General features: G+C 59.1%; 3 protein-coding genes. 1 reads left to right on the top strand and 2 read right to left on the bottom strand.

The features are described from left to right. Positions 1-35 precede the first annotated feature (35 nt). On the bottom strand, positions 36-674 hold the full coding sequence (locus tag EN993_RS35845; protein ID WP_127266245.1) for a DUF1638 domain-containing protein: 639 nt from the start codon (positions 672-674) through the stop codon (positions 36-38). Between the two features lie 64 nt (positions 675-738). Here EN993_RS35845 and EN993_RS35840 point away from each other — a divergent pair, with 64 nt between their 5' ends. Then, positions 739-876 carry an entericidin A/B family lipoprotein gene (locus EN993_RS35840; protein ID WP_109668437.1) on the top strand — a complete coding sequence of 46 codons (138 nt, stop codon included), beginning with the start codon at positions 739-741 and terminating at the stop codon, positions 874-876. 85 nt (positions 877-961) lie between these two features. Here the strand turns inward: EN993_RS35840 and EN993_RS35835 are convergent. Then, on the bottom strand, positions 962-1362 hold a 401-nt coding region (locus tag EN993_RS35835; protein ID WP_206532483.1), incomplete at its 5' end, for a cobalamin-dependent protein.

The raw sequence follows: 1362 nt of genomic DNA, 5'->3' as shown, positions 1-1362 counted from the left end.
CATCGGCAAAGCTCGTCTTGCAGACGAAACCCAGCCTATCCCTTGCCCGCGACAGCAGCGGCTTGCGCCATTCCGGCCGTAAGGTCGCCATAACCGGTCGCGCGGCGTTCATAGACGAGACCGAGCATTTTGGCAGCCTTTTCGGCGACCTTGTCGAGTTCCGGATCGTTGGTCTGGGCAAGGTAGATCAGCTTTTCGTAGTTGCCGAAATAGTCCTTGATCAGCTCCGGGTGCTTGTCGAGTCCGAGCGGCTTCATGAAGAAGGCGTCGAACTGCCGGCAGAGGAAATCGGTCATATAGAACGACATCATGTCGTCGTCGTCGATTTTCGCGTAAGCATCCATGCCTTGATAGAAGGCGAAACAGTGCGGGCCGGCCATGCGCTCGACGCCATGCTTCTCGCAGATACGGTCGAGCAGGCCGCCGGTGCCGCAATCGGCATAGCCGACGAAGATGTTTGTGTAGCCTTCGGCCTTGGCCTTTTCGATTGCCTTGTCCATGGCCGGGGCGATGCGGTCCGGGTAGAAATGAAATTCCGCCGGCAGGCAGGTCAGGTCGAGGTGATCCAGTCCGAGCTGTTCCTTGACGGCCAGAACTTCGCGCGCAATCATCCCGCAGGCTATAACGAGCAGCCTGTCGTCTTGATTCGGTTTCGTTTTTTGCGTCTTGGCCATGGAACCCGTCGAGCCGGCCTTCGTTGCTGTGGCGCTAATTTATCTATTGAGGGAGACACCGTCCATGAAACTGCTACGCATCACGCCGATTGCCATTCTTGCTTGTGTCCTTGCCCTTACGGCTTGCGCGAACACCGTTCGCGGCGTCGGCAAGGACGTCAAGTCGACAGCCAGGGCGGTCAAGGACACTGTCGCCAACTGATTGGCAGCCTCGTCCATCATCTGGGAACAAAAAAGCCGCGCTGCAAGGCGCGGCTTTTCTTGTCGATCCATCCTGATGCCTTGGGTCAGGCCGAAGCGCGCACATTGTGCTTGCGCTTCATGTAGTCCTTGGCGGTCTCGACCGCCACCGCCGCGTCGCGGCAATAGGCGTCGGCGCCGACGGCCTTGCCGAATTCCTCGTTCAGCGGCGCGCCGCCGACCAGCACGACATAGTCGTCGCGGATGCCCTTTTCCTTCATCGTGTCGATGACGACCTTCATGTAGGGCATGGTCGTGGTCAGCAGCGCCGACATGCCGATGATGTCGGGCTGATGCTGCTCGATCGCATCGAGGTACTTTTCGACCGCATTGTTGATGCCGAGGTCGATGACGTCGAAGCCGGCCCCCTCCATCATCATGCCGACGAGGTTCTTGCCGATGTCGTGGATGTCGCCCTTGACGGTGCCGATGACCATCTTGCCCTGCT

The sequence above is a fragment of the Mesorhizobium sp. M7D.F.Ca.US.004.01.2.1 genome, from assembly GCF_003997785.1.
Classification (GTDB): domain Bacteria; phylum Pseudomonadota; class Alphaproteobacteria; order Rhizobiales; family Rhizobiaceae; genus Mesorhizobium; species Mesorhizobium loti.
This window is presented reverse-complemented; position numbering and strand designations above follow the sequence as displayed.

What these genes read in the sequence shown, in the direction of transcription:
- EN993_RS35840 (WP_109668437.1), top strand. Translation starts at nt 739, where the DNA reads ATGAAACTGCTACGCATCACGCCGATTGCCATTCTTGCTTGTGTCCTT.
- EN993_RS35845 (WP_127266245.1), bottom strand. Translation starts at nt 674, where the DNA reads ATGGCCAAGACGCAAAAAACGAAACCGAATCAAGACGACAGGCTGCTC.